We start from the raw sequence: 24,824 nt of genomic DNA, 5'->3' as shown, positions 1-24,824 counted from the left end.
TTGATGGCTGACATCCGAAGCGCACTGGTGATAGCCACGGACGCCTATCAGGATCCCGGCCTCAGCCAGCTCCGATCACCCGTCTACGACGCGGCGGCGATCGCCGGCGTACTGGGCGACCCGTCGATCGGTGGCTTCGACGTGCAGACCGCGGTGAATCGGCCGGAGGCGGCTATCCGTCGGGACATCGGTCGCTTCTTCGCCGACCGCGGCCGGGACGAGCTGGTCCTGCTCTACATCTCCTGCCACGGGTTGAAGGACGACAGAGGGCGGCTCTACCTCGCGGCGACCGACTCCGAACTGCGGAATCTGTCGGCGACCTCCACGCCGGCCGACTTCATCAACGAACAGATGGATCAGTGCCGCTCGCGGGAGGTCGTGCTGATCCTCGACTGCTGCTACAGCGGCGCGTTCAGCCAAGGTCTCAGGCCCAAGTCCAGCACCGCCTTGAATCTCGGCGAGCGGTTTGCGGGCCGTGGGCGCGTCATCATCACCTCCAGCAATGCCACCGAGTACTCGTTCGAGGGATCCGAGCCCGTCGAGGGCAAAGGCATATCATCGATCTTTTCACGGGCGCTCGTCCAAGGGCTGGCGACCGGGGAGGCCGACCTCGACCAGGACGGTCTTGTCACGGTCGAAGAGCTCTACGAATACCTCTTTGACGCGGTGCGGGCGACCACCCCCGACCAGACACCGTCCAAGTGGTCCTCGACATCGGGCACGATCGTCATCGCCCGCAACCCGAAGGTCGCCGGAACCGACAACACCGCTCGCCTGCCCGACGAGGTCATTGCAGACCTCAACAGCGACCGGGTCGTCCTCCGGCTCGAAGCCGCTGAAATGCTCAAGGCTCTGGCTCAGGCCGGTGCACCGTCAGTGGCGGCGACCGCCCGCGACAGACTCCGATGGCTCGCGGAAAACGACGATAGCGTCCGCGTGGCCCGGGTGGCCAGCGAGGCCCTCGCCGACCTGCCCCCGACCGCGTCGGCGGGCATCACGCCACCCCCTCTCGCGACCGTCGAGTCCGAGGCCGAGGCAGACGAGGGCGAGACCGGCGAGTACGCCCCCGAACCCATCGCCAGCAACGACTACTGGACGACCGGAGACCAGCTCGAGTACCGCCCTTACGCCGTCGCCATCAGCGAGTTCGTCCAGCACGAAGCCACGGCTCCGCCGCTGACCATCGGGATCAAGGCGCCCTGGGGCGCGGGGAAAACCTCGCTGATGCGGATGATCCAGGACCGACTCGATCCGCCGACCAGTGGCACCGAGGCGGCCGGACGGGAGTCGCGTCGACGCGTCCGGCTCAGCCCGCGGTCGCGTCGCCTGCTCGCGCCGAAGCCCAGGCGGTGGTGGTCGCGCCGGCCCGACAGCAGGCCGGGTGGGGACGCACCCCCAGACGTCTCCAACCGCGCGGTGCTGCGCAAGCTCCACCAATCCGCCAGCGGGAAGGCGGACGACCTGGAGATCGAGCCCCCGAACCTGCCAGGGTGGCGGCCCACCGTCTGGTTCAACCCATGGATGTACCAGAGCGGTGAGCAGGTCTGGGCAGGTCTGGCGTACGAGGTCATCACCCAGGTCACCGATCGGATGCACCGTGCGGACCGGGAGGCGTTCTGGTTGGAGCTGAACGTACGCCGGGTGGACGCCGACGTCGTTCGCCGCCGCGTACACAAAGCTTTGCTCGAGAGGCTGTTGCCGCTGGCGGCCGTCCTCGGTGCCGTTGTGCTGGTCGCGGCGGTTGTCGCCATTTGCCGTTCGCTCGTGCCCGGCGCGGCCGAACGGCTTGCCACCGGGGCCCAGGCGCTGCTGGCCGGGGAACGGCGGCGACGGTGATCGCGGGGCTGGCGCGTGCCAGGGCATTCTGGCGGGAGAACGTCGCCGGTACGCTCACGGCACTCGTGCGCCCACCCGACTACACACGGAGCCTGGCCCAACTCGCGGAGCGGCAGGGTTCGGGGCTGTTCGCCGACACCGTCCGCGATCCTGGGTACGAGAGCCAGCTTGGACAGCTCCACCATGTCCAGGCGGACATGCGCCGCGTGCTTGACCTTGTCGCGACGAAGCGGCAGCCGGTCGTGATCTTTGTCGACGACTTGGACCGATGCTCGCCCTCGACGGTGGCCCAGGTAATCGAGGCGATCAATCTGTTCTTGGCGGGGCAGTTTCCCAACTGCGTATTCGTCGTCGCGATGGAGCCTGAAATGATCGCCGCGCACATCGAGGTGGCGTATCAGCCACTCGTCGAGGCGCTGACCGAGGACGACTACTGGGGCGAGGTCCGCACGCTCGGCTGGCGCTTCCTGGACAAAATCATCCAGTTGCCGATCAGCCTGCCCGCGCTCAGATCCGACCAGGCCAACGAGTTCCTCGGCGCCACTCTCGTGGACCGTTTCCGGCCGGCGACTACCGGACAGAACGACGACGCCGTCGACGAGCACGAGGTCAGCCGCATCGCGGACGGCATCCGGCGGCGGGGACCGTCCATCGCGGACATCTCCGACGCGGCGGCTGCGGTCCAACGGGACCGCCAAGGCATGCCACCGACCGGCGGATTCAGCCCGGAGACGCGCGCGGCAATGCGCCGTGAGCTGCGCCGGCGCCTGCGCCCCAACGACCCGGAGGTGGCGGAGGTCGTCGCAGCGGCCGCAGGCAGGCTGGGCAAGAACCCACGAGAGATCAAGCGCTTCGTGAACGTCTTCCGTTTCTACGCGGTCGTCCGGCAGGAACGCATCACAGCCGGCCTTCCCGCGCCGGATACCCTCGCCGAGGTCGCGAAGCTCGCGCTCCTTGCCATCCGGTGGCCGCACCTGCGCGCGGCCCTCGGCCGCCAGATCGGCGCCACCGAACGCGACACGGTGCTCTCGTTGCTGGAGGCGCCGGTGGCGGAGCTGCCAGAAGACGCGGATTGGGCCGCCCGCAAAGAAGCGCTACGCGCCGCTCTCGTCGACGCCAAAGTGCCGGACCGGCTGCGCGCCAACCTGCTCGCCTCCGACGACCTGTGCAAGCTCCTGGCCTCGGGCCCGGCGATCGGCACCACCGCCGCGATCTTCCTCTAGCAGTGGCCTGGGCTCAGTAGTACAGCGGGTCGCGTTGTCGGCCGGCGCCCCGGCATGATGTCGGCCATGGCGAAGCCCCCTCCTGGCCGCGGCTGGTACGTGGTCGCGGGTACGGCCACCGCGCTCGGCTTGGCCGTCGCGATGATTGTGCTGGTGACCGGTGTCCGGTCTTGGCTCGACGGCTTCCCCGACCTGGGTGAGCGCTTCCGCAGCGGCGACACGGTGCCGGTCGAGGTACGGGCGGGGGAGACCCTCGTGCTGTACGTCAGCCCGGACACCGCGCCGGCGGAGTACCTGTGCGAGGGCGAGGTGGCCGGCTCGCCGATACGGGTGACCGACTCGCGGACGTTTACGTTCTTCAGCGGGCTGGAGACCTGGGCGGCCCGCTACGAGCTGGTGGCCGACCAGACGGGGACCGGGAAGCTCACCTGCGTGGCGCCAGTCGGGCGTGGCGCGGACATGCTGGCGGTGGGCGAGATGCCGGACAATGGTCGGCTCCTGCGAATCCTCGGCACGACGATAGCGGTCGCCGGCGGAGCCGCCGTGCTCAGTCTCGCGCTCGGCGGCGGGATCGTCCTGGTCGTCTGGAGGCGCCGCCGCGCCCATCGCCTACGAGCCTCCGGGCGCATACACGCGCTCACACCGTCTTGATCACGCCACCGTCGGCGAGGTAGTCGACGCCGGTGATGTTGCCGGCCAGTGGAGACGCGAGGAACGTCACCAGCGCGGCCGTCTCGGCCGGCTCGGTCAGGCGGCCGGTCGTGATGCCCATCCGCTCGGGGACGTGGGCCAGAAACTCGTCGATGCTCATTCCGGCATTGCGGGCCAGCTCACCGGCATACCCGTCCGGGTCGGCCCAGTTTCGGGTCCTGGTCGGCCCGGGGCTCACGGTAAGCGCCCGCAGCCCACGCGGGCCGAACTCCTCGGCGAGCGCCTTGGCCAGGTTTGTCATCGCAGCCTTCGCCGCGCCGTAGTCGACGGGCCGGAACGCCGCTCGGGCGCCGATCGAGGAGATCATGATGACTACGCCGCGCCGGTCGAGCAGACCCGGGAGCAGGGCGCGGGTGACGCGTACGGTGCTGAACAGGTTGAGCTCGAACGTCTGCTGCCACAGCGTGTCGTCGGCGGTCAGGAACCCACCCGCCATGCTGCCGGGCATGATGCCGCCGAGGTTGTTGACCAGGATGTCGACCGCCCCGGCTCGGTCCGCCACTCGCTCGGCAGCGTCGGAGGCGGTCAGGTCCGCGGGTACGGCGGTCACGCGGTCGCCGAGGTCAGTCAGCTCCGGGCTCGTCGTGCGGGCGACGGCCACCACGTGTACGCCCTCGGCGACCAGCGCCCGCGCGGTGGCAAGGCCGATGCCTTTGCTGGCCCCGGTGACGACCGCGACCTTGTCCTTCAGCTGGAGATCCACGAGCGGTCCCTTTCTGGAACTGTGGGTACAGAAAAATGGCATGGCAAAGCTGGTTGGCCCTCCGGCCACCACTACAGCAGCAGCATGGCTGTATCGACGAGCCCGGTCAGTCGCTGCGGGTCCGGGTCGGCCTTGGCCACGACCCGGACGCCGTTGATCGTCGCGAGCAGGAACGCGGCGAGCTGTGCCGCATCGCGGTCGGCGTCGACCTCGCCGGCGCGCTGCCCCTCCTCGATCGCGCTCCGCAGCGCCGCCTCCTGGCGGTGCAGCGCCCGGCGTACCAGACGGTTTACCGCCTCGTCGGTGCCGGCGAACTCGACCGCGGCGTTGGCGATCATGCACCCCCGGCGCTGCTGGTCCTCGTGTACGGCGGTCACGATCAGCTCCAGTGCCGAGCGGATGCGCTCGCGTGCCGGTCCTGGTTGGTCGAGCACCTCGATGAACCGGGTGGTCACGCGGTCGTGGTACCGCCGAAGTGCCAGCTCGTACAGGTTGTGCTTGCTTGTGAACGCGTTGTACAAACTGCCTCGACCGATACCGAGCGCTTCGACGAGCTGCTGGGGCGTGGTGTTCGCATACCCGTTGGCCCAGAAGAGCTCCATGGCCTGGTCCACGGCGACGTCTGGATCGAACCCCTTGGTGCGTGCCACGCGGGTACGGTAGTCCATTCTGGAACTACAGGTCAAATAAGCGGTACCCCGGCGGCTTTTGCGGTTTCCGCAAAGAACTTTGTCGGCCCGTCGACGGCAGGGGCATGTTGGCCCGGAGCCGACACCCGCTGGACCACGACCGAAGAAGGAACGATATGGACGCACAGTTCTGGGACGAGATGTATCGCAGCCGCGACCAGCTCTTCAGCGGCGCGCCCAACGGGGTGCTCGTCACCGAGGTCGCCGATCTTCCCCCAGGCCGGGCGCTCGACGTGGGATGCGGGGAGGGAGCCGACGCGCTCTGGCTGGCGCGGCGCGGCTGGCGGGTCACCGCGATGGACATCTCACGGACAGCGCTGGGGCGGGCCGCCGCCACCGGCGTGGATGTCGTCGATCTTGTGGCGTGGGTGGACGGGGACCTGACCACCACACCGCCGCCGGCCAGTGCCTTCGATCTGGTGTCCGCCCAGTACTTCCCATTGCCGCGCCAGGCGGATCACGCCGCGCTGCGCGGCCTGCTGGCGGCCGTCGCCCCAGGCGGCACTCTGCTCTTCGCCAGCCACGACCTCGCCGACCTCCCTCCGCGCGACGAGCTCGGCGTCGACCCGGGCGCCTTCTACCAGCCCGCCGACGTCGCCGAGCTCCTCGACGATGGCTGGAAGATCCTGATCAACGAGTCCCGCCCACGAACCGCTCCGGCGCCTCCGGGCACCCGCCACACCCGAGATACCGTGCTGCGGGCGCGGCGCATGCACTGACTCGGCCGCCACGGTTCGCAGGAGGTTCGGAGTGCGGGAAAAGATCATGGAGCCGGAATCGGGTCTTCGGGTCTATCCCGAGCCCGCCGACGTGTTCGTGGCTGAGCAGGTGGAATTGCTTCGCCGGCATCTGCATCCGTTGATCTCGATCGACCTCGGCCAGGTGAACGCCGGCTGGTCCGGCTGGGTCCACCTGCTCAGCCCGGTGGAACCGGTCGCGGGGTACCTCGGCGACCACACGGACGCCTTCCACTCACCGTTGCAGACCACGAACTGGTTGGGCTTCGCCGTCGAGGACGACCGGTACCGCATGGTCGGCGACATCCGGTACTTCCAGCGCGCCACGACGCCGGACGAGGTGCCTGACCCGTGGGGCGGGTTCCGCGCCGACCTCGATGAGCACTGCGAGGACGAGGAACGCAGTTATCTGGCGCACCGCGAGACGTACCAGAGGGAAGGCAGTCTGATCAGACTTGATCTTGATGGTTCCCTGCTCTACGGCGTACGCACCGATGTCCCGCTGCTTGACCAGTTGGGCGGCGATCCGCCGGGTGGCAACTGGGAAGACGAAGACCTCTTCCCGCTCGACGTCGAACCGGGCGACCGGTTTCATGCCGGCCGTGTCTGGCCGATAAGCCCAGCCGGGAACCGGTTCCATTTCGTGGCTTCGGTCCCGGGTTGGCATTATCGCCACCAGGGCGCGGACTCGATCCTGCTCTTCTTCGAACCGGTCGAACGACTCGCCCTGCTGACCTTCGACTGGGGCTGACCAGCCAGCGACGAACGATCGAGCGCTCTGGGTGTCAGGCTGCGGCGCCTACGGCGCGGCGCAAAACTCTGACGCATCCTGTCAGGTTTTGTGGGCAGTGTCGGTGGTATGAGTGAGCAACCATTGGCGGGCAAGGTGGCCCTGGTGGCCGGGGCGACGCGAGGCGCGGGCCGGCAGATAGCGGTGCAGCTCGGCGCGGCGGGGGCGACGGTGTATGCCACCGGGCGCAGCACGCGTGAGCAGCGGTCCGAGATGGACCGGGCGGAGACGATCGAGGAGACCGCCGAGCTGGTCACGGCGGCCGGCGGTGTCGGCGTGGCGGTGGCCGTTGATCACCTGGTGCCCGCACAGGTCGAGGAATTGGTGCGGCGCGTCGACCGCGAGCAAGGGCGGCTGGACGTGCTGGTCAACGATGTGTGGGGCGGCGACCCGCTGACCACGTGGCACAAGCCGGTGTGGGAGCAGCCGCTGGAGCGGGGGTTGCGGCTGCTCCGGCTGGCCGTCGACACGCACATCATCACCAGTCACTATGCGCTGCCATTGCTGATCCGCTCGCCAGGCGGGCTGGTGGTCGAGATGGGGGATGGGACCACGGCCTACAACTCGACGAACTATCGGCTGTCGGTCTTCTACGACCAGGCGAAGTGGTCGGTGAACCGGCTGGCGTTCGCGTGGTCGAAGGAGGTCGCGGAGCACGGCGCGACGGCCGTGGCGCTCACGCCGGGGTGGCTGCGTTCGGAGATGATGCTGGAGCACTTCGGCGTCACGGAGGAAAACTGGCGCGACGCGACGGCGAAGGAGCCGCACTTCGCGATCTCGGAGTCGCCCGCGTACGTCGGGCGGGCTGTCGCCGCGCTCGCCGCCGACCCGGAACGGGCCAGGTGGAACGGCCGGTCCGTGTCCAGCGGGGAGCTCGCCCAGGTGTACGGCTTCACCGACCTCGACGGCAGCCAGCCGGACGCGTGGCGGTACCTCGTCGAGGTGCAGGACCCTGGTGAGGTCGCCGACGTCACCGGCTACCGGTAGAGGTTCCGCATCCGTTCGGCCGCCGCGGCGACCCGGGCGCGCAGGTCGGGAGGGTCGAGCACCTCCGCGTCGGGGCCGAGCCGCACCACGTAGCTGTAGGCCACGTCCATCGATTCGACCGGGAGCTGGGTTTCGACCCAGCCCTCGGGATCCGGCTCCTTCGCCGCGTCGGTCGCCGCGCGTACGGCGACCGCCTCGGCGACGAAGCGCAGCTGCCGCAGGCCCTCCGGGCTGAGCCGGATCGTGATGGTCTCGCGCAACATCTGCCGGACGAACTCGGCCGCCCGCGCGGCCCAGAACGACGGAAGGTCGAACGCCGGGTCCCGCTCGAACGTGTCGCCGGTCGGCTCGACCGAGGTGACCCGGTCCGCGCGGTACGAGCGGAAGTCTTCGCCCACCTTGCCGACCAGATACCAGACGCCGTTCTTGAGTACGAGTCCGTACGGTTCGACGGTCCGGGTCACCTCGTCGTGCCGGCGGTAACGCATGGTCAGCGTACGGTCCTGCCACACCGCCTGGGCCAGGTCGGCCAGTAGCGGCGGGGATCGGTGTCGGCGAACCAGCCCGGCGCGTCCAGGTGGAAGCGCTGCCCAGCCCGCTCCGAGGCGTCGCGCAACCCGGGTGGCAGTGCGGCCAGCAGCTTGCGCCGTACCGAGCGGACCGGCTCGTCCAGACCCATGTCCCGGGCCGGTCCGGGCAGCCCGGCCAGGAAAAGCGCCTCGGCCTCGGTCCGGTTGAGCCCGGTCAGCCGGGTGCGGTAGCCGCCGACCAACTTGTAGCCGCCCGCGCGGCCCTGCTCGGCATAGACCGGCACACCCGCACCGGAAAGCGCGACGACGTCCCGATACACGGTGCGCTCCGAGACCTCAAGCTCCTGCGCGAGCTCGGCGGCCGTCATCGTGCCGCGGGACTGGAGCAACAACACAAGATTGATAAGCCGGGCGGCACGCATGGACCAATCCTGAAACGGCGGACAGTCCCGGACGCGCCCGGGGTGGCTCGCTAGCGGCGGAGGCTTTCGAAGGCGGAGCGGGCGGCGGCGCCGATCGCGAGGTCGATGTCGTGGGCGATGCTCGCCGGACGCTGGGAGCGGGTGAGGGCGGCGATCGCCACCCGGTCGCCGGAGTCTGCCGTGACGAGGCCGATCTCGTGTCGCAGGTGCAGGAATGTGCCGGTCTTGCCGCTGACCCGGAGTGTGTCGGCGCGCAGGTCGCTGGAGAGGCGCTGGGTGAAGACCTGAAGCGCCATGAGGCGGCGAAGCTCGGCGGTGGCCTCGGGCTGGGAGATTTGGTCGAGCCAGACCCGTTGCAGCAGTCCGACGAGGGCGGCGGCGCTGCCGACATTCGCGTAGGCGGGGTCGAGGGTCTCGATGGAATGCTGTCCGGCGGCGTCGTCCCGGATCGCCAGCTTCAGAGCGAGTCCGAAGTCGTCACCGGCGATACCGGCGGCGCACTCGTACATGCGGTGCATGCGGTGCCGGACCCGGATGCCGGTGCATCCCCACGTGCGTAGGCGTTCGTCGACCTGGTCGACGCCCACCAGGTCGAACAAGGCGTCGGCGCTGGCGTTGTCGCTGACGGTCAGCGCCTGGTGGACAAGGTCGGCGACGGCCAGGGTGACGGGGTACCGGAATCCGGCCACGCCGGTCCAGCCGATGCTCTTGGCGGCCGGCTCGATGGTCACCGGCATCGCCGGATCGAGCGCTCCGGTCGCGATCCGGTCCAGCACCACCAGGGCCAGCGGGGCCTTTACCACCGACGCCAGCGGCACCGGTGCGTCGACGTCGAACCCGAGCTCCTCGCCCGTGTCGATGTTGCGGGCGAGCAGATGGCCCGTGGCGCCGACCCGCCGCCACTGCTCGGCGATGGTCTCGGCGACCGTGAGAAGGCCCGCCGAGCTGGCGACGAATGCCGGATGACGGAGCCTCATCCCCAGGCCGCCAACCGGGATCGCCGGTCTGGCCCGCTGGAGCCTTGGTCCGCCGTTGTGGGCTTCTCGACGGGACCACCCACCGCACCGATCGCGACGGCGAGCAGCGGCTCCATCCAGGCGAGCATGGAGCCGTCGAGGCTACCGACGCGCAGAGTGGCTTGGGCGAGCTCGTACCCCCGGTGGAGCGCTGGGTCCGCCAGCGGTGACCAGGCCAAGTCGTGGCGGCGGGCGAACGGCTCGGCGCACAGCAGCATCGCATCGCCCGCGAGCGTCTCGGCCAGCGCGGTCGCGGTCGAGGCGATGCGGCGGACGCGCCCCCCGGGCAGGCCGGCCCGGGCGGCGGCCCGGTCGAACCGCTCCGCGGCGAAACCGATTTCGTCCTCGGCCGTCAGGAGGATCGCCGGTGACGACTCGCTGCCCGCGCCCCGCCGTGCTCGCAGGCTCTCCAGGTGCACAGGTCGTCGACCGGATGCGCGGGTCGCGGGTGCGGCGGACGCCAGGCCGAGAGGCACGTGGTGGGCCGCTGTCTCCGGCGGCACCCGCAGCAGCGCGAACGCCAGTGAACCATCCGCCAGACCGCTGGCCCGCTCCTCGGCGGGGAGCTCTCGCACGCCGATCGTGACGCCGGCCTGGGCCCCGGCGCGGATGACGCGGGCCAAGGACGCCGGGTCCGAGTCCGGCGGCACGCCCACCGTGTGCGCCGTCGAAGCCAACGCCGCCGTCGCCACCTGCCGCAGGTGGTCGACCCGGCTCAGCAGGTCTTTGGCGTGTGGAAGCAGCAGGACGCCGAGATCGGTGCTGGTGATCTGGCGCCGGGAGCGGTCGAAGAGCTCGCCACCGAGGTGTTGCTCCAGGTGCTTGATCCGCCGACTGAGCACCGGCTGCGCGATGTAGAGCCGGTCGGCGGCCTTGGAAAAGCTGCCCTCCTCCGCGACGGCGACATACGCCTCGAGGTGTGCGAGCAGGTCCACCATCCACATATACCAAAAAGCTATAGATCGTTCCAACATATCTCTTGGACATAGAACGAGGAGGGCTGGTTGGCTGCTCAACCATGACGTCATCGCAACCGACCATCACTCGCCGCGCACTACTTGGTGTGGCGGCACTCGTACCGTTGGCCGGCTGTGCCAAGGAGACGACGACGCCCTCGGCCGCCTCCTCTCCTATGCCCTCCTTATCTCCCACCGCCGCCGACGATCGCCACGAACGACTGGTCGAGCTGGAACGGCGCTTCGACGCTCGCTTGGGCGTGTACGCGCTGGCCACCGGCACCGGGACCAGCATCGCGCACCGGGCGGATGAGCGGTTCGCCTTCTGCTCGACGTTCAAGGGACTGGCGGCGGCGGCCGTCCTCCACCGAAACCCGATGTCGCACCTTGACACGGTCGTCAGGTACACCAGGGACGACCTCATGAAGAACGCCTCCATCACCAAGAACCACGTGGCCACGGGGATGACGATCCGTCAGCTGTGCGACGCCGCGATCCGCTACAGCGACGGCACGGCCGGCAACCTCCTGCTCCGCGATCTGGGCGGGCCGGCCCAGTTGACGGCGTACGCGCGCAGCCTCGGTGACACGGTCACCCGGATGGACCGGATCGAGCCGGCGATCACGCAGGCCACCCCGGAGACCCCCGCGATACGACCTCGCCCCGGGCGTTCGGCACCGACTACCAGAAGATCGTGCTGGGGGACGCCCTCCCGGCGCAGAAGCGTGCCTTCCTCCGTGACCTGCTCGAACGCAACGCCACCGAGGCGGGTGCACAACGGATCCGGGCCGGCCTACCGCGGGGTTGGACAGTGGCCGACAAGACCGGGACGGGTGACTACGGCACGATCAACGACATAGCCGTCGTGTGGCCTCCGGACGGCGCGCCGATCGTCATGGCGATCATGTCCAGCAGAGCGGCCAGCGACGCCGAATACGATTCGGCCCTCATCGCTCAGGCCGCAGCCTACTTAGCGGAAACCCTCGGCTGAGCGAGCCTGAGCGAGTTCGGCCGCCAACCCCAGCGCACCGGCTGTACCTGTCGAAATCGGGAAACCCCTCGGTCATGGGCCGGCGGCTGGGGCGTGCGGGCGGCGCTGGACGCCTGCTCAAGGTTCTCCAGCAGGTGGTGATCATGGTCGCTGCCGCCGCCGTGTACTTCGGCGTGCGCCATCTGACCCGCGGCGAGACCCCCGCCGCGGCGCGCAACGGGGACCGGTTGATCGTGCTGGAGCGATCGCTCGGCATCGACTGGGAGGTCCCGGTGCAACGGGCGGCGTTCGAGGTGCCGCTGCTGCCCACGGTCGCCAACTGGGTTTACATCTACGGGCACTGGCCGTTCATCATCTCGGCCCTGATCTGGCTGGTGATCTGGCACCGGCCGGTCTTCCTGCGGGCCCGCAACGCGATGCTCATCTCCGGCGCGGTCGGCATCGTCGTCTTCGCGACGTTTCCCGTGCTACCGCCGCGGCTGGCCGGGATCGGGCTGGTGGACACCGTCACCCAGCGGTCGAACTCCTACCGGGTACTGCAACCAACCGGCTTCACCGACGAATACGCCGCGATGCCCAGCCTGCACGCCGGCTGGACCCTCATCGTCAGCCTGGCCCTGATCGCGGCGACCCGCAACGTCCTGCTGCGCGTCTTCGCCGTCGCGGTGACGCTGTCGATGGACCTGGCGGTCGTCGTGACCGCGAACCACTACATCCTCGACGTCGTCGCCGGCCTGGCGCTCACCGGCGCGCTCTGGTTCGTCGTCGGGCCCAAACCGGGCCGGCCCGGACGCGACCCGGCTGCGTGGGTCAGGCGGGCTGTTCGCGGACGACGGCGACGGGGCAGTGGGCGTGGTGGAGCAGCTGTTGGCTGACCGAGCCGAGCAGCATTCCGCGCATTTGGCCCATCCCTCGGGTGCCGACCACGACGAGCTGGGCGCCGTGGCTCGCTTCGACCATCACCCGGCCGGCAGGGCCGTCGACGATGTCGATGGCGGCCGAGACCTGTGGGTACTTGTCCCGCAGTGGCGCGACCGCGCCCTGTATCTGCATGTCCTTGGCGAAAGCAGCCTCCTCCGGGTCGACGGCCGGTGGTTGCCAGTTGGGCACCGGCATCGGCCAGGCCCACAGGACGCGCAGGCTGACCTTGCGCGTGGCGGCCTCGGCGAAGGCGAAGTCCGCGGCGAGCAGGGAGCACGCCGAGCCGTCTACCCCGACCACGACCGGGGCGTCATCGGCGGCCGCGGTCTGGCGTACGACGACGACCGGGCTGTGCGCGTGCGCGCAGACGTTCATGCTGGTCGATCCGAGGAGCAGTCCGGCGAAGCCGCCGTGTCCGCGGCTGCCCATCACCACCAGCCGGGCCTGCTTGGACTGGTCTATCAGCACCGCCGACGCGGCGCCCTCGATCACCGTACCCGTCACCGCCACGTCCGGATGCGTCTCACGGGCCCGCCCGACCGCCGAAACCACCATCTGCCGTATGTCCCGCCGAGCACCCTCGTCCAGCCAAGGCGACTGCGACACCGGGACCGGCCCAGCCAGCGCCAGCGATTCGAGCACGTGCACCAGCAGCACCGGCGCGCCGCTACGCCTACCCTCGTCCAGTGCCCAACCCAAGGCCGCCTCGGCGCCCTCCGACGCGTCGTAGGCAACGACGATGGGACGTGGTGTCATCACCCCCAACGTAGCCACGCCGACCGCGGGAAGCGCCGGCAACAGCAAACGCGCAATGGCGTCCCACACCATCCGGGTGACGACGAGGTGAGGACACGGGTCTATCCACAATAGAGATTTGGGCTACCGCGACGTCCGCGGTGGTCCGGACCGCTGCTCCCGCGGCCTCACCCTGCGCGCTTCACAACCCCACAGCCCTGGCTTGTCCCCGTATCCTCCGGGAATCATGGACGATCTTGGCGGTACGTTTCTAGCAGCCGTGGCCGTGTTCGCTGGCACGAACATCGACGACATCATCGTCCTGACCGTGCTGTTCCTGTCGGCGCGCGCCGCCGGCAAACCCAAGCCCTGGCAGATCTGGACCGGCCAATACGCCGGCATCGCCGCCCTGGTCGCCCTCTCCGCCGTCGCGGCGGCCGGGCTCACCCTGGTCCCGGACCGGTGGGTCGGCTTGCTCGGCCTGGTCCCGTTCGCCCTTGGCATGGTGGGCCTGGTCCGTGCCGTCCGCGCCCGCAACGAGGCCGAACCACCCACTCCCGCGGTCGCTAGCCGCATGATCTCGGTGGCCGGCGTGACCATCGCCAACGGTGCGGACAACATCTCGATCTACACCCCGATGTTCCGCACCATCGGCCTGGCCGACAGCCTGCTCACGGTCGCCGTGTTCGCCATCGGGGTCGCCGTCTGGTGCCTGGCCGGCTCCTGGCTCGGCTCTCACCGCAAGGTCATCGCCGTCGTCGAACGCTGGGGCCACTGGATCGTCCCGCTCGTCTTCATGAGCATCGGCGCGTTCATCGTGCTCGAATCCGGCGTCCTCACCGTCGGGCACTGAGCCTAAACGGCCGGTGGATCTCAGCACCTGGTAGGCCCGTACGCCCCGGCGGTAGCCGCGGCCACGGCGGCGCGTGCGGCGCGGTCGGCGGCGGCCTCGTCGACCGGGTCGCCGCTGGCGAGCAGGCGGTAGTAGAGCGGGGCCGAGACGGCGCGGACCACCTCGCGGGCGTCGGTGCCGGCGGGTAGCTCGCCCCGCTCGACGGCGGCCGCCACGCACGGGGCCCACTCGTCGATCCGGATCTCGTAGAAGCGGTGCAGCGCCTCGGCAGTACGCGCGTCGCAGGTCGCCGCCGCGATCAAGGCCTTGAAGAGCGCTCCCTGGCGGGGGTCGGCGAGCGTGCGCTGGACAAGCCGGGCGTTCGCGGTGAGGTCGCCGAGCAGCGAGCCGGTCTCGGTGCGCGGCAGCGACGTCTCGGCCATCTCGGCCAGGAGGTCGGCGACGAGCACCGCGGGCGTGCCCCAGCGCCGGTAGACGGTGGTCCGCCCGACCTCGGCGCGGCGCGCGACCTCGCCCAGGTCGAGGTGATCGAGGCCGCCCTCGGCCAGGAGGTCGCCGGCCGCACGCAGCACCGCCTCGCGCACCCGCGCGGTACGGCCGCCCGGCCGCACCATGTCGTGCGTCATAACGGTACTCCAGTTCCATTAGTCGTGCTAGGTTAATGGAACCATCGTACCGTTAGGAGACCGAGATGGAGTATCGGCGACTGGGCGCGTCGGGGCTGAACGTGCCGGCGCTGGCGTTCGGCGCGGGGACGTTCGGCGGGAGTGGGCCGCTGTTCGGCGCGTGGGGCAGCACGGACGCGGCCGAGGCCCGCCGGCTCGTGGACATCTGCCTGGACGCGGGTGTGACGCTCTTCGACACCGCCGACGTGTACTCGGCGGGCGCCTCGGAAGAGGTGCTCGGCCAAGCCGTCAAGGGGCGGCGCGAGCGGGTGCTGCTGTCCACGAAGGCGAGCCTGCCCACGGGTGACGGCCCCAACGAGGCCGGCTCGTCCCGCTCCCGCCTTATCGAGGCGTGCGAGGCGGCACTGCGGCGGCTGGGCACCGAGCACATCGACCTGTTCCAGCTGCACGCGTTCGACGCCGGCACGCCGATCGAGGAGGTGCTGTCCACACTGGACGACCTGGTGCGCGCCGGAAAAGTGCGTTACGTCGGGGTCTCCAACTTCGCCGGGTGGCAGCTGATGAAGTCCCTCGCGGTCGCGGAGCGGCACAACCTGCCGCGGTACGTCGCCCACCAGGTCTACTACTCCCTCGTCGGCCGCGACTACGAGTGGGACCTCCTGCCGCTCGGCCGTGACCAGGGCGTCGGCGCGCTCGTGTGGAGCCCGCTGGGCTGGGGCCGGCTCACCGGCAAGCTCCGCCGGGGCCACCCCCTGCCCGCGCGGAGCCGGCTGCACCAGACCGCCGAGTACGGTCCGCCGGTCGACGACGAGCACCTCTTCCGCGTGGTCGACGCCCTCGACGCGGTGGCCGAGGAGACCGGGCGGGCGGTGCCGCAGGTCGCGATCAACTGGCTGCTCCAGCGCCCCACGGTGGCGTCGGTCATCGTCGGCGCGCGCGACGAGGCCCAGCTGCGGCAAAACCTTGGCGCGGTCGGCTGGAGCCTCACTCCCGAGCAGGTGGCCCGGCTCGACGCGGCAAGCGTACGGACCGCGCCATACCCGCACTTTCCGTACCACCGGCAGGAGGGCTTCATGCGCCTCAACCCACCAATTGGCAAAGGTTGATCTTCCGCCACGCGTTGCCTCGGTCCGGTCCCGCGCGTTAGTCGAGATATCGGCCATCCCTCGTTAGGTCGACGTCACGTCACGATCGGCCTCGCGATCCAGCATGCGCACCAAGTGACCCTTGGTTGCCCCGCGGACAATCACTGACTTACCGAAGCCTGCCGCCTCGATATGAGAGGGGTTGTGACACTGAGCACTCAGGTCGCCGTTTCGCTCGGTGGGCTCGGGCTCGCGTTGGTTGTTCTGCTGGGCTACCTGGTGCTGGAACGGGCCCGGCACCGGCGGCAGCTCGCGCTGATACCGACCCGGATCGTCGTAAACGGCATTCGCGGCAAATCGTCGGTCACAAGGCTCGTCGCGGGCGCGTTGCGTGCGGACCCCTTCCGCATCGTCGCGGCCAAGACAACCGGCACGGCGGCGAGGTTCATCTACCCCGGAGGACGGGAGGTACCGATCCGCCGCACTCGCGGTGCCGCCAACGTGATCGAGCAGGTCGCCGTGGTGCGGCGGGCGGTACACGCCGGCGCCGCCACCCTCGTCGTCGAGTGCATGGCGGTCCAGCCGGAGCTCCAGCAGGTCAATCAGGAGCAGCTGGTCGACGCCGGGATCGTCGTGATCACCAATGTGCGGGAGGACCACCTCGAGGAGATGGGGCCTACCCTCGACGACGTCGCCCGGTCGCTGAGCCGGTCGATGCCCCACCGCGGCGTGGTGATCACCGCCGAACGAGAGCGGTTGCACATCCTGCGAGAAGAGGCCACACGCCGCCAGTGCGCGCTGATCGCGGTCGAGCCGGAAACTGTTGGCGACGCCGAAATGGCCCCGTTCCGGTGGATTACCTTCAAGGAGAACGTCGCGATCGCCTTGGCGGTCGCGCAGCTGTGCGGCGTCGACCGGGCCACCGCCCTGGCTGGCATGTACCGCGCGATCCCCGACCCAGGCATGCTGCGCGTCGACGCGTGCGCGCACCAGGGACGCCGGTTCGCGGCAGTCAACCTGTTCGCCGCCAACGACCCGGTGTCGACGCTGATGAACGTCGACCTGCTGCGCCAGCGCCGGATGATCGGTCGGCGCGTCTCGGTGGCGATCAACTGCCGGCCGGACCGGATGGAACGCAACGGCCAGATGGGCGCGATCATCCCGCGGATCAACCCGCACCGGGTCTTCCTGATCGGCTCGCCGACCCGCAGCGCGCTGCACCACGTGCCCGAGGCGTGGCGCGGCGCTGTGGTCGATCTCGAAGGGAGCACCGCACCGGCCCGCAACTGCGCGACGCGATCGTCGAGGCGATACCACCCGGCGACGCGGGCACCTCACTACTCATGATCGGCAACATCCACGGTCGCGGCGAGGAGCTGCTCGCGGCGTTGGACCAGGTCACCGTGGCCGCCACCGCCGCGGCCACGTTCGACGAGCTGACCCGCGAGCTCGAAGCCCTCTACCAGGCCGAGACCGTTCTCATGCCGCGGAGCTACATGGCCGCCCCGCGTCAAATGGACCCGGACGCCACCGTGGTCCTGTCCCGCGATGATCTCGCCGCCGCCGTCCTGCGTGGAGCGCACCCCGCGATCCTGCGCGCCACCGTCCGGCGGCCCACCCTTCACTGAGTGAACAGGAGTCGCCCTCATGGCAACGTTCGACCTGTCCTCCGAGCTCAGCGCCGTCATCGTGGCCGCCGGGCTGCTGTTCGGACTAGTCGGATACCTGATTACCAACGTCGCACCCGCCGGCCTGATGGTGCCCGGCTGCATCGTGTTGACCGCCCTCGAGGACGTGCGGAGCGTGGCCACCATATCGGCGGTGGCCATCGTGACCGTCGTGCTGATCAAGGTGCTCAAGCGCATCACGATCCTGTACGGCAAGCGGCTGTTCGCGGTAACGATGCTGGTTTCGTCCTTGCTGTCGCTCGTCGCGTTCGTGGCACTGCACGTGAGGTATCCGTTCCTGTTCGGCGGCGACACGTTGTCCTTCCTGGTCCCCGGGCTGATGAGCTTCCAGCTCGTGCGGCCACGGGCGTTGCAGACTCTCGCCGCCACCGCCGTGGTCACGTGCGGTACCGGTGCGACGGCCCTCTTGGTGATCTCCCTGTGAGGCTGGTCCACCTCGGACTGGTGGCCATAGTGGGCGTTGCCGCGGTCGGCGTGGGCTTGGCGATGGTCAACACCGGCGGATCCACATCGGACGGTCCCGACCCGACGTGGCGACCCGCCGCTCCCGGCGACCGTCCGGTCGGTGGGCCTACCGCCGAGCGCTTGGCCGAGGAGTACGAGCTGCTCGACCTGGCCGACCCGACCCGTACCCAGGTCCGCCGGCGCGCGGACCAGACCGTGGTGGCGACCCTGACCGTCGGCGCGCGAACGGCCGTCTTCGCGGGTCCGCGCCGCCGATTCGCGGAGCCGTCGACCACCCCCGCGGTGGTCGAATCGACGCGGTGGGTGCGAGTAGCCCCGCAGGCGTGGCCGCCCGGTCCGCACATCCCGGAGTCCTTGGCCCATTGGCTGCTCGCCGAGCTGCAACGCGATGGTGATCTCCCGGTGGACGTGCTCGCCGCCGCGATGCAGTACCTGCCTGGCGCGCCCGACCTCCGCGACCGGCACGGCGTGCGGTACGCCGGCGACGCCGGTTTCGGGTACGTGCACAGCCGGGACGAACGCGACGGCGCCGATTTCTACGACTACCTCGAGATCCCGTGGCACTTCCCAGACGCCGGCAACGTCAAACCGTCCGGCCGGTGGGGCCGTGACCTGGACTGCTCCGGCTTTCTCAGGCTGGTCTACGGCTACCGGTTCGGGATCCCGCTGTTCAGCCAGACCGCCACCACGACCGTCGACGGACTGCCGCGCACCGCGGCGAGCATGGCGGCGTACGCCCGAGCCGTCGTGATCGCCGCCGCCCCGAGCCCCAGCCGCTCGCCGACGGACCTGTCCGCCATGCAACCGGGCGACCTCGCCTTCTTCGCCCTGCACGACGACCCGGCCCTGATCACCCACTCCGGTATCTACATCGGCGACGACGCCGACGGAGGCATGCGGTTCGTTTCATCTCGCGGCACCGTCGACGGGCCCACCTTCGGCGACGTGCGCGGCGACGGCGTTCTCGACTCCGGCTACTTCGGCAAGCGGCTGCGCCGCGTCATCCGCCTCTAGGAAGGGCACGCCCGGCATGCGCGCATCACCCGTCCGCGTCCTGCTCGTCGTCACGCTTGTCGCTGCCCCGGCCGGCGTGTGGGCGCTGCGCGGCGACGTTATCCGCGAGCGACTGTCTGCGCAGCCCGCGGCGCATGTCGTGCAGCCGCCGGCGCGCATCCCGCGCCAGGTCAGCATCCTCGGCTCTGGTGACATCCTCGTGCACCCGCCGACCTGGCAGCAGGCACGGGCCGACGCCGAGGCGGCGGGCCGCGCCGGTTACGACTTCGACCCGATGTTCGCCTCGATCCGTCCCGCCGTCGAGTCGGCTGACCTGGCCATCTGCCACATGGAGGCCCCGATGGGCCCCGGCGACCCCAAGGACTTTCCGCGGTTCAACGCTCCCGTCGACCTGGCCGCCGCGGTCAAGAAGGCCGGCTACGACACATGCTCCACGGCCAGCAATCACGCACTGGATCAAGGCGAGCAAGGCGTGTACGACAACCTCGACGCCCTCGACGCGGTCGGTCTACGCCACACCGGCACCTTCCGGAGTGCCGCCGAGCGTGCCAAGCCGACGATCTACGAGGTACACGGCGTCAAGATCGGCCACCTGTCCTGGGCAATGCACTTCAACGGCCTGGACCCGCCGGCCGGCAAGGAGTGGCTGGCCAACCGGATCGACGTCGCTGGGATCCGCGCCGCCGCCGCGGCCACCCGCAAGGCCGGGGCGCAGATCGTGGTGCTCTCCGCCCACTGGGGGACGGAGAAGGTCCACAACATCGACGGGGAGCAGCTGTCCTGGTCCAAACAGCTCATCGCGGACCCGAACATCGACCTGATCATCGGCCACCACGCGCACGTCGTACAGCCGATGGAGCGGGTTGGTGACAAGTGGATCGCCTACGGCATGGGGAACACCCTGGCCCGCCACGACTTCCCGAACGACGACAACCGCGAGGGCATCCTCGCGAAGTTCACCTTCACCGAGCAGCCCAACCGGCGGTGGGTCGTCACCCGCGCCGAGGCGATCCCGATCTGGCTTTCCCTCCGGCCAACCATCCGCGTCCTCGACCTGGCCCGGGTCCTGGAGCACATGCCCAAGGCCGACCGCCGCCGCGCCATCTACACCGGTGCCCAGGACCGGATCACCGGCTACCTCGGCAGCCGCGGCGCGTTCGGGGCCGGGCTCCGCGTACCTCTTTACTGATCGCCTAGCCGCGAGGCACCATGGTTACGCGACCAGGGAGGGACGACGATGTCTTCGACCGAACGCGGAAATGGTATGGCGGCTGGTCCCGATGACGGGACAGGCGACGACGGCGCAAGCGCCGCGTTCGTCGAGGAGTGGCGCAATGCCGCCTACAACTGCTACAGCTCGGGCCACAAGTTCTGCCGCGAGGTCTGCCCCGTGATGCAGGTGACCCGCAACGAGGTGCACACGCCCACGGCCTTCCACGCCAACGTCGTGGCGATGGAGAAGGGCCTACTGTCCATTGAGGACGTTGCCCGCGACTACGTGCACTGTACCCAGTGCGGTGCCTGCGAGCTGCGCTGTCCCAACACGCTGTACACCGGTGACTTCTACCGCTTCCGGACCCGTACCGTGCAGCTGGTCAAGGCGGTCCGCGCGCTCGCCGTCGACTCCGGCATCCATCAGCCTGGATGGCAGCGCTGGGTCGAGGAGACCGATCGGCAGAAGTCCGAGCCGGTCCTCGGCGACGTGCCGGTGAGCCAGGAGCACGTGCGCGACTGGGCGGCCGGCCTCGATCTGCCTGTGGGCGGCGAGACCATCCTCTTCTGTGACTGCGAAGGCGCGTTCCACCGCACGTCCGTGCCGCGTGCCGCGGCCCGGATACTCCAGGCGGCCGGCGTCGAGTTCGGGCTGATGCGCGAGCAGTGGTGCTGCGGCGGGCCGGCCGCGGAGATGGGGTACTCCGAGCGAGCCCGCGAGTTCGCCCGGCACAACGTCGACGACTGGAGAGCGGTCGGCGCCAAGCGGATCATCGTCTTCGACCCGCACGACTACATCACGTTCACCGAGGACTACCCGAGCTACTTCGGCGACGAGTACGACTTCGAGATCGTGCTCTTCGTCGAGCTGCTCGCCGAGCTGATCCGCGACGGCAGGTTGGCGCTGACCCGCCCGGTCGAGCGGGCCGTCACCTACCACGACGCCTGCCGGCTCAACAAGCGCAAGGGCATCCACGCGGCGCCGCGCGAGGTGCTGCGGGCCATCCCGGGCCTCACCTTCAAGGACGTCGACCACGTCACCCAGTGGTCGTACTGCTCGGGCGCCGGCGGGGGCCTGCCCATCGAGCGTCCCGACCTCACCGCGGAGATCAGCCGGCGCCGGGTCGAGCGCGCGGCCGCCCTCGACGTCGACACCCTGGTCAGCGCCTGCGTCTGGTCGGAGCGGCCGCTCACCGAGCAGCGCGGCGCGCTCGAGGTCATGGACCTGCTCGAGATCGTCGCGCTCGCCGCGGGCCTGGAGGACGCGACATGACCAGCATCCTCGTCACCGACCCGGTCATCGACGAGCTGGTCGCCATCTGCGGCCCCGACAACGTCTTCGCGGACAAGTCGTCACGAGTCAACCGCGCCCGCGTCCCCGCGCCGTTCCCCGTGCACCGCTGGGCCGAGCACGTGCCCGACGTCGTCGTCCTGCCGACCAGCGCCGAGCAGGTCTCCGAGGTGGTCAAGCTGGCCAACCGCCACCGGATCCCGGTGGTGCCGCGTGCTGGCGGGACCGGGCTGACCGACGGCGCCGTACCACTGCGGCACGGCATCGTCGTCGACGTCAAGCTGATGAACAAGATCCTCGAAGTGGACCTCGACGACCGCACGGTGACCGTGCAGCCCGGCATCAACATGCTCAAGCTCAACGAGGAGCTGCGGCAGTACGGCGTGATCTACCCCGACGACCCCGCGTCGTACCCGTGCTCGCTTGTCGGCGGCCGGATCGGCACCAGCGGCTGGTCGCTGATCGGCGGCCGGTACGGGCACACCCGCGACCTCGTGATCAGCTTCCAGATCGTGCTGCCTACCGGAGAGCTGATCTGGGTTGGCGACGGCGGTGGCCGCAAGGTGCGCAAGTCGTCCACGGGCTACCAGCTCAAGCAGCTGTTCATGGGTCACCAGGGCACGCTGGGCATCGTCACCGAGGCCGTCCTGGAGCTCGTGCCGCGCCCGGAGGCCGAGTTCGCGGCGTTCTTCTCCTACCCCGACTACGAGACCGCGTGGCGGTCGACCGGTGCGCTCGCCAAGTCGGGGCTGGCCACGCTTGCCGGCGTCGTGCTCTTCGACGAGTGGAAGCTCGACTACCTGCGCCGCGACGACGAGGCCTACATCCCGCAGCCCGACGACGTGCGGTGCGTGGTCGCGACCGCGATGTACGGCACGACCGACGAGGTGCGCCCCGGCGCCAAGCGGCTGCTGCGGATCGGGAAGGAGACCGGCGGCGCCTACCTCGGCGATGAGATCTCGCAGGGCGACTGGGCGTCGCGCCACGACCGCTACGCGACACCGCTGCACGGCCGGCTCCGCGACGGGCAGGTCGTGCCGATGAGCTGGCACTGCGAGGACGCGTCGATCAACTGGTCGAAGCTGCCGCAGGTCCGCCGCGAGTGGCACGACATCGTCGCCCGGCTCGGCGACCGCTTCCGGATCTTCGACGACTGGGGGATGTTCGCCTACACCAACGGTGCGTTCAAGCCGTGGGGCGACTATCTCACGGAGATCGACGTCGGTATCTGGGAGCAGGAGCTTGACGACGCGGCGTGGGACGCCTGGGTCACCGCCAAGCGCGACATCGCCGCCGTGGCGATCGCGTATGGCGGGTCGATCAGCGCCTGCCACGGCGCCTGCCGGGAGGGCGAGGTCGACCTGGTGCCGGAGGAGCTCGGCGGGGCTGGGACGTCATGAAGAAGGTCAAGCGTGTGCTCGACCCGCTCAACATCATGAACCCGGGCAAGTACCTGCTCGACCAGGCGTACGAGGGTGATGGGCAGTGATCGGGTTCCGGTACTCGGCGCAGCGCCCGCCCGACCCGCGGCGGATCAACGACGCCGTGGTCCAACGCTTCGACCACGTTTACGAGGTGGATCCCGCGCTTATGCGTGACCACGTGCGGCAGCACGACTTCCCGGCCTGGGACACCCGCCGCATCGTCGACAGTCGCTGGGAGCACCTGGCCTGGATGCACGACCACTGGGCCGACTCGGTGATCTCTGGCGAGGAGCTGATGGAGGACGAGCCGACAGGAGAGTGAGGATCCGATGAGGTTCAGCTATGTGATGCTTGCCGACTACCCTCTCGCGGAATCGATCGAGTCCATCAAGAAGGCGGACGAGCTCGGCTTCTACGGCTGCTACGCCGCCGACGAGACGTGGCACAAGGACATGTGGTTGCTGTTCGCCGCGGCGGCCGACAAGACCACCAACATCCGCTTCGGACCCAGCCTCTCCGCCGTCGCGCTCCGCGAGCCGACGCTGATCGCACAGGCGGTGGCGACCCTCGACGAGCTGACCGGCGGGCGCGCGGAATGCGTCATCTCGTGCGGCAACTTCGGCCTGCTCGCGCAGTACAACATCGACTGGACGCAGATCCGGCCGCTGTCCCGGACGCTGGAAGCCCACCAGGTGATGCGGACGCTGCTGGACGAGGGCGCGATCACGTTCGAGGGCGAGTTCTACAAGTACACGGGCCTGTTCACGTTCGCCCGGCCGGTGCAGCAACGGCTGCCGGTGCTGCTCGGCGCGATGCGCGGGCCGCGCTCGTTCCGCAAGGCAGGAGAGGTCTCCGACGGCGTGCACCACGCGCTGAGCTACACCCGCGAGGCGTACGACTATCTGGTCGCCAACGTCCGCAAAGGCGCGGAGAAGGCCGGCCGCGACTGGCGGTCGCTGGACATCGGGGCCTGGATCGTGTTCTCGGTCGGCCGCGACTCGGCGGCGGCGAAGGAGGCCGCGCGCAGCATGGTGGGTCTCTACGCGTCGTCCATGCCCGCGGAGCAGCTGCGGCGCAACGGCGTCGACCCGGCCGACCTGGAGCCGGTCATCGAGGCGCTCGGCAAGGGCGACCTGGCCGGCGCCATCGAGCGCACCCCGCCGGAGATCGCCGAGCGGCTGTCGGTGGCGGGCACACCGGAGGAGTGCGTGGCCAAGCTGCGCAGCGAGATCGTCGACGCGGGCGTCAACCATCTGATTTTCGCCATCACCGACGCCGCGCTCGTGAAGGCGTTGATGGGTCGCGATCTCGACAACGTCGCATCGGTCAACGACCAGCTCCAGCTCATCCACGACGAGGTGATGCCAGCCTTCTCCTGAGCCCCGTAGCCCTACGTGCGCAGGTAGTGCTCGGCGATCTCATCGCTCGTGGTCAGCCAGATGTCGGGCTGCGCCGCGAGGTACTCCAACGCCTGGTCCAGGTACTTGGCGCGGAACGGCTGGCCGATCACGAACGGGTGCAGGGCCAGCGCCAGGACCCGGCCGCTGTGCTCGGAGTCGGCATGGAGCTGCTCGTACTGGTCTTTGACGATCTGGAGGAACTCCGGCCCCGTGGTGCCCTTACCGAACAGCAGGAGGTCGTTGAGCTCGACCGAGTACGGGACGCTGATCATGCCGGGTACGTTCAGCCGGTACGGCTGGTCGTCGTTGGTCCAGTCCAGCAGGTAGCTCAGCCCCAGCTCGGCGAGCAGCGACGGCGTGTTGAACGTCTCGGTCAGCCCCGGTCCCATCCAGCCGCGCGGCCGCTGCCCGGTGGCGGCGGCGATGGTGTCGACGACGTCGGTGAGAAAGCGGCGCTCCTCGTCCAGGGACATGCCGGCCTGGAGGATCGAGTTGGTACGCCCGTGCGCGAGCCAGGCC

General features: G+C 69.6%; 28 protein-coding genes and 1 pseudogene. 20 read left to right on the top strand and 9 right to left on the bottom strand.

Going from position 1 to position 24,824, the window contains the following annotated elements; genetic code table 11:
- Positions 1-3 precede the first annotated feature (3 nt).
- From Pflav_RS21455 to Pflav_RS21445, 3 genes are all read left to right on the top strand, one after another.
- On the top strand, positions 4-1,836 hold the full coding sequence (locus Pflav_RS21455) for a caspase, EACC1-associated type (protein WP_173037740.1): 1,833 nt from the start codon (positions 4-6) through the stop codon (positions 1,834-1,836).
- A complete protein-coding gene (locus Pflav_RS21450; RefSeq protein ID WP_173037739.1) occupies positions 1,833-3,059 on the top strand; it encodes a KAP family P-loop NTPase fold protein in 1,227 nt (408 codons plus the stop codon). Before Pflav_RS21455 ends, Pflav_RS21450 begins: the two co-directional genes overlap by 4 nt.
- Positions 3,060-3,125: 66 nt before the next feature.
- The gene (locus tag Pflav_RS21445; protein ID WP_173037738.1) at positions 3,126-3,710 is read left to right on the top strand and encodes a hypothetical protein; all 585 of its coding nucleotides are present in this window, start codon (positions 3,126-3,128) and stop codon (positions 3,708-3,710) included.
- Here the strand turns inward: Pflav_RS21445 and Pflav_RS21440 are convergent.
- Both Pflav_RS21440 and Pflav_RS21435 read right to left on the bottom strand, forming a co-directional pair.
- Positions 3,697-4,473 carry an SDR family oxidoreductase gene (locus tag Pflav_RS21440; RefSeq protein WP_173037737.1) on the bottom strand — a complete coding sequence of 259 codons (777 nt, stop codon included), beginning with the start codon at positions 4,471-4,473 and terminating at the stop codon, positions 3,697-3,699. The genes Pflav_RS21445 and Pflav_RS21440 overlap by 14 nt on opposite strands.
- A gap of 71 nt (positions 4,474-4,544) precedes the next feature.
- The gene (locus tag Pflav_RS21435) at positions 4,545-5,123 is read right to left on the bottom strand and encodes a TetR/AcrR family transcriptional regulator (RefSeq protein ID WP_173037736.1); all 579 of its coding nucleotides are present in this window, start codon (positions 5,121-5,123) and stop codon (positions 4,545-4,547) included.
- 155 nt (positions 5,124-5,278) lie between these two features.
- On the opposite strand from Pflav_RS21435, the gene Pflav_RS21430 reads away from it, so the two are divergent.
- From Pflav_RS21430 to Pflav_RS21420, 3 genes are all read left to right on the top strand, one after another.
- Positions 5,279-5,881 (top strand): class I SAM-dependent methyltransferase, encoded by a 603-nt coding sequence (locus Pflav_RS21430; RefSeq protein ID WP_173037735.1) that lies wholly within the window; start codon positions 5,279-5,281, stop codon positions 5,879-5,881.
- Between the two features lie 31 nt (positions 5,882-5,912).
- Entirely contained in the window at positions 5,913-6,650 is a 738-nt protein-coding gene (locus Pflav_RS21425; RefSeq protein ID WP_173037734.1) for a hypothetical protein, read from the top strand.
- 108 nt (positions 6,651-6,758) lie between these two features.
- A complete protein-coding gene (locus tag Pflav_RS21420; protein ID WP_173037733.1) occupies positions 6,759-7,676 on the top strand; it encodes an SDR family oxidoreductase in 918 nt (305 codons plus the stop codon).
- On the opposite strand, the gene Pflav_RS49335 is transcribed toward Pflav_RS21420, so the two are convergent.
- The 4 genes from Pflav_RS49335 to Pflav_RS21405 are packed head-to-tail and all read right to left on the bottom strand — an operon-like array spanning position 7,667 to position 10,582.
- The gene (locus tag Pflav_RS49335) at positions 7,667-8,164 is read right to left on the bottom strand and encodes a WYL domain-containing protein (protein WP_462933161.1); all 498 of its coding nucleotides are present in this window, start codon (positions 8,162-8,164) and stop codon (positions 7,667-7,669) included. The genes Pflav_RS21420 and Pflav_RS49335 overlap by 10 nt on opposite strands.
- Positions 8,165-8,166: 2 nt before the next feature.
- Positions 8,167-8,628, bottom strand: a complete 462-nt coding sequence (locus Pflav_RS49330; RefSeq protein ID WP_462933160.1) for a helix-turn-helix transcriptional regulator — start codon at positions 8,626-8,628, stop codon at positions 8,167-8,169.
- Positions 8,629-8,678: 50 nt separating this feature from the next.
- Complete coding sequence (locus tag Pflav_RS21410; protein WP_173037732.1) at positions 8,679-9,605, bottom strand: serine hydrolase; 927 nt, start codon at positions 9,603-9,605, stop codon at positions 8,679-8,681.
- A complete protein-coding gene (locus Pflav_RS21405) occupies positions 9,602-10,582 on the bottom strand; it encodes a LysR family transcriptional regulator (RefSeq protein ID WP_232071711.1) in 981 nt (326 codons plus the stop codon). The genes Pflav_RS21410 and Pflav_RS21405 overlap by 4 nt, the downstream gene beginning before the upstream one ends.
- 80 nt (positions 10,583-10,662) lie before the next feature.
- On the opposite strand from Pflav_RS21405, the pseudogene bla reads away from it, so the two are divergent.
- Both bla and Pflav_RS21395 read left to right on the top strand, forming a co-directional pair.
- Positions 10,663-11,591: pseudogene (bla, locus tag Pflav_RS48860) on the top strand (class A beta-lactamase).
- 74 nt (positions 11,592-11,665) lie between these two features.
- On the top strand, positions 11,666-12,466 hold the full coding sequence (locus tag Pflav_RS21395) for a phosphatase PAP2 family protein (protein WP_173037731.1): 801 nt from the start codon (positions 11,666-11,668) through the stop codon (positions 12,464-12,466).
- Here Pflav_RS21395 and Pflav_RS21390 read toward each other — a convergent pair.
- Positions 12,402-13,268, bottom strand: a complete 867-nt coding sequence (locus Pflav_RS21390) for a universal stress protein (protein WP_173037730.1) — start codon at positions 13,266-13,268, stop codon at positions 12,402-12,404. The two genes, Pflav_RS21395 and Pflav_RS21390, sit on opposite strands and share 65 nt — an antisense overlap.
- A 226-nt stretch (positions 13,269-13,494) precedes the next feature.
- Between Pflav_RS21390 and Pflav_RS21385 the strand changes: the two genes are divergently transcribed.
- Positions 13,495-14,100, top strand: coding sequence for a cadmium resistance transporter (locus Pflav_RS21385; RefSeq protein WP_173037729.1), 606 nt, complete (start codon positions 13,495-13,497; stop codon positions 14,098-14,100).
- Between the two features lie 20 nt (positions 14,101-14,120).
- On the opposite strand, the gene Pflav_RS21380 is transcribed toward Pflav_RS21385, so the two are convergent.
- The gene (locus Pflav_RS21380; protein ID WP_173037728.1) at positions 14,121-14,726 is read right to left on the bottom strand and encodes a TetR/AcrR family transcriptional regulator; all 606 of its coding nucleotides are present in this window, start codon (positions 14,724-14,726) and stop codon (positions 14,121-14,123) included.
- A gap of 65 nt (positions 14,727-14,791) precedes the next feature.
- Here Pflav_RS21380 and Pflav_RS21375 point away from each other — a divergent pair, with 65 nt between their 5' ends.
- The 11 genes from Pflav_RS21375 to Pflav_RS21330 all read left to right on the top strand — a co-directional run bounded on the left by Pflav_RS21375 (position 14,792) and on the right by Pflav_RS21330 (position 24,284).
- Positions 14,792-15,832 carry an aldo/keto reductase gene (locus tag Pflav_RS21375; protein ID WP_173037727.1) on the top strand — a complete coding sequence of 347 codons (1,041 nt, stop codon included), beginning with the start codon at positions 14,792-14,794 and terminating at the stop codon, positions 15,830-15,832.
- A gap of 183 nt (positions 15,833-16,015) precedes the next feature.
- A complete protein-coding gene (pgsB, locus tag Pflav_RS21370; protein ID WP_173037726.1) occupies positions 16,016-17,158 on the top strand; it encodes a poly-gamma-glutamate synthase PgsB in 1,143 nt (380 codons plus the stop codon).
- Complete coding sequence (locus Pflav_RS21365; RefSeq protein WP_173037725.1) at positions 17,155-17,439, top strand: hypothetical protein; 285 nt, start codon at positions 17,155-17,157, stop codon at positions 17,437-17,439. The genes pgsB and Pflav_RS21365 overlap by 4 nt, the downstream gene beginning before the upstream one ends.
- Before the next feature lie 19 nt (positions 17,440-17,458).
- Positions 17,459-17,923 carry a poly-gamma-glutamate biosynthesis protein PgsC/CapC gene (locus Pflav_RS21360; RefSeq protein ID WP_173037724.1) on the top strand — a complete coding sequence of 155 codons (465 nt, stop codon included), beginning with the start codon at positions 17,459-17,461 and terminating at the stop codon, positions 17,921-17,923.
- Positions 17,920-18,978 (top strand): NlpC/P60 family protein, encoded by a 1,059-nt coding sequence (locus tag Pflav_RS21355; RefSeq protein WP_173037723.1) that lies wholly within the window; start codon positions 17,920-17,922, stop codon positions 18,976-18,978. The genes Pflav_RS21360 and Pflav_RS21355 overlap by 4 nt, the downstream gene beginning before the upstream one ends.
- 16 nt (positions 18,979-18,994) lie before the next feature.
- The gene (locus tag Pflav_RS21350) at positions 18,995-20,167 is read left to right on the top strand and encodes a CapA family protein (RefSeq protein ID WP_173037722.1); all 1,173 of its coding nucleotides are present in this window, start codon (positions 18,995-18,997) and stop codon (positions 20,165-20,167) included.
- A gap of 48 nt (positions 20,168-20,215) precedes the next feature.
- Entirely contained in the window at positions 20,216-21,463 is a 1,248-nt protein-coding gene (locus tag Pflav_RS21345) for a (Fe-S)-binding protein (protein WP_197938681.1), read from the top strand.
- Positions 21,460-22,881, top strand: coding sequence for an FAD-binding oxidoreductase (locus tag Pflav_RS21340; RefSeq protein ID WP_197938680.1), 1,422 nt, complete (start codon positions 21,460-21,462; stop codon positions 22,879-22,881). Before Pflav_RS21345 ends, Pflav_RS21340 begins: the two co-directional genes overlap by 4 nt.
- A complete protein-coding gene (locus Pflav_RS48035) occupies positions 22,878-22,970 on the top strand; it encodes an FAD-linked oxidase C-terminal domain-containing protein (RefSeq protein WP_197938679.1) in 93 nt (30 codons plus the stop codon). Before Pflav_RS21340 ends, Pflav_RS48035 begins: the two co-directional genes overlap by 4 nt.
- The gene (locus Pflav_RS21335; RefSeq protein ID WP_173037721.1) at positions 22,967-23,227 is read left to right on the top strand and encodes a hypothetical protein; all 261 of its coding nucleotides are present in this window, start codon (positions 22,967-22,969) and stop codon (positions 23,225-23,227) included. The genes Pflav_RS48035 and Pflav_RS21335 overlap by 4 nt, the downstream gene beginning before the upstream one ends.
- Before the next feature lie 7 nt (positions 23,228-23,234).
- Positions 23,235-24,284 (top strand): LLM class flavin-dependent oxidoreductase, encoded by a 1,050-nt coding sequence (locus tag Pflav_RS21330; RefSeq protein ID WP_173037720.1) that lies wholly within the window; start codon positions 23,235-23,237, stop codon positions 24,282-24,284.
- Between the two features lie 11 nt (positions 24,285-24,295).
- Here Pflav_RS21330 and Pflav_RS43800 read toward each other — a convergent pair whose 3' ends face one another.
- Positions 24,296-24,778 (bottom strand): polysaccharide deacetylase family protein, encoded by a 483-nt coding sequence (locus Pflav_RS43800; RefSeq protein WP_197938678.1) that lies wholly within the window; start codon positions 24,776-24,778, stop codon positions 24,296-24,298.
- Positions 24,779-24,824: the final 46 nt, after the last annotated feature.

Source organism: Phytohabitans flavus (assembly GCF_011764545.1).
In the GTDB taxonomy this organism is placed as follows: Bacteria; Actinomycetota; Actinomycetes; order Mycobacteriales; family Micromonosporaceae; genus Phytohabitans; species Phytohabitans flavus.
This window is presented reverse-complemented; position numbering and strand designations above follow the sequence as displayed.

Excerpts from the sequence above, each read along its gene's own strand:
- Pflav_RS49335 (WP_462933161.1), bottom strand. The coding sequence starts at position 8,164 with ATGCGTTACCGCCGGCACGACGAGGTGACCCGGACCGTCGAACCGTAC.
- Pflav_RS21365 (WP_173037725.1), top strand. The coding sequence starts at position 17,155 with ATGATCGGCAACATCCACGGTCGCGGCGAGGAGCTGCTCGCGGCGTTG.
- Pflav_RS21445 (WP_173037738.1), top strand. The coding sequence starts at position 3,126 with ATGGCGAAGCCCCCTCCTGGCCGCGGCTGGTACGTGGTCGCGGGTACG.
- Pflav_RS21360 (WP_173037724.1), top strand. The coding sequence starts at position 17,459 with ATGGCAACGTTCGACCTGTCCTCCGAGCTCAGCGCCGTCATCGTGGCC.
- Pflav_RS21345 (WP_197938681.1), top strand. The coding sequence starts at position 20,216 with ATGTCTTCGACCGAACGCGGAAATGGTATGGCGGCTGGTCCCGATGAC.
- Pflav_RS48035 (WP_197938679.1), top strand. The coding sequence starts at position 22,878 with ATGAAGAAGGTCAAGCGTGTGCTCGACCCGCTCAACATCATGAACCCG.
- Pflav_RS21385 (WP_173037729.1), top strand. The coding sequence starts at position 13,495 with ATGGACGATCTTGGCGGTACGTTTCTAGCAGCCGTGGCCGTGTTCGCT.
- Pflav_RS21330 (WP_173037720.1), top strand. The coding sequence starts at position 23,235 with ATGAGGTTCAGCTATGTGATGCTTGCCGACTACCCTCTCGCGGAATCG.
- Pflav_RS21380 (WP_173037728.1), bottom strand. The coding sequence starts at position 14,726 with ATGACGCACGACATGGTGCGGCCGGGCGGCCGTACCGCGCGGGTGCGC.
- Pflav_RS49330 (WP_462933160.1), bottom strand. The coding sequence starts at position 8,628 with ATGCGTGCCGCCCGGCTTATCAATCTTGTGTTGTTGCTCCAGTCCCGC.
- Pflav_RS21430 (WP_173037735.1), top strand. The coding sequence starts at position 5,279 with ATGGACGCACAGTTCTGGGACGAGATGTATCGCAGCCGCGACCAGCTC.
- Pflav_RS21350 (WP_173037722.1), top strand. The coding sequence starts at position 18,995 with ATGCGCGCATCACCCGTCCGCGTCCTGCTCGTCGTCACGCTTGTCGCT.
- Pflav_RS21395 (WP_173037731.1), top strand. The coding sequence starts at position 11,666 with ATGGGCCGGCGGCTGGGGCGTGCGGGCGGCGCTGGACGCCTGCTCAAG.
- Pflav_RS21455 (WP_173037740.1), top strand. The coding sequence starts at position 4 with ATGGCTGACATCCGAAGCGCACTGGTGATAGCCACGGACGCCTATCAG.
- Pflav_RS21420 (WP_173037733.1), top strand. The coding sequence starts at position 6,759 with ATGAGTGAGCAACCATTGGCGGGCAAGGTGGCCCTGGTGGCCGGGGCG.
- Pflav_RS21410 (WP_173037732.1), bottom strand. The coding sequence starts at position 9,605 with ATGAGGCTCCGTCATCCGGCATTCGTCGCCAGCTCGGCGGGCCTTCTC.
- Pflav_RS21375 (WP_173037727.1), top strand. The coding sequence starts at position 14,792 with ATGGAGTATCGGCGACTGGGCGCGTCGGGGCTGAACGTGCCGGCGCTG.
- Pflav_RS21390 (WP_173037730.1), bottom strand. The coding sequence starts at position 13,268 with ATGACACCACGTCCCATCGTCGTTGCCTACGACGCGTCGGAGGGCGCC.
- Pflav_RS43800 (WP_197938678.1), bottom strand. The coding sequence starts at position 24,778 with ATGTCCCTGGACGAGGAGCGCCGCTTTCTCACCGACGTCGTCGACACC.
- Pflav_RS21340 (WP_197938680.1), top strand. The coding sequence starts at position 21,460 with ATGACCAGCATCCTCGTCACCGACCCGGTCATCGACGAGCTGGTCGCC.
- Pflav_RS21405 (WP_232071711.1), bottom strand. The coding sequence starts at position 10,582 with ATGGTGGACCTGCTCGCACACCTCGAGGCGTATGTCGCCGTCGCGGAG.